At 28.1% G+C, this 342-nt stretch carries 1 protein-coding gene; it reads left to right on the forward strand.

All coding sequences use genetic code 11. The features are described 5' to 3' along the window. Positions 1 to 56 precede the first annotated feature (56 nt). Positions 57 to 342: hypothetical protein (locus tag RCF13_RS11655; protein ID WP_308141194.1), on the forward strand; the 286-nt coding region annotated here is incomplete at its 3' end.

The following is a 342-nucleotide window of genomic DNA, read 5'->3' on the forward strand; positions in this document are numbered from 1 at the left end:
GTATTTAAGTAATATTGTTTTACAAGGTGGTAATATTGAGAGTGAGTGATTAAAATATGTTAAAAAAAACAAAAAACATACTTTTGAGCTTCTGGAAATCATCCAAAGGGTGCGAAATATTAGAAATTTACGGTATACCTACTTTAATTGTATTTATTACAATTGGTTTAGTTAATAAAACCAGTATTAATAATTTTACGCAAAACTTTTTGGAGAGTAATTTAACAATCGCAGCACTATTAGCAGCATTTGGTGTGGCTTCGGTTACAATAATAATGACAAGTTCAAGTAAAAATATAGAAGTAGCTAAGACTATGCTTACAGCGAGATTAAACATTAATA

The organism is Stenotrophomonas maltophilia group sp. RNC7 (assembly GCF_030910085.1).
Taxonomy (GTDB): domain Bacteria; phylum Pseudomonadota; class Gammaproteobacteria; order Xanthomonadales; family Xanthomonadaceae; genus Stenotrophomonas; species Stenotrophomonas sepilia.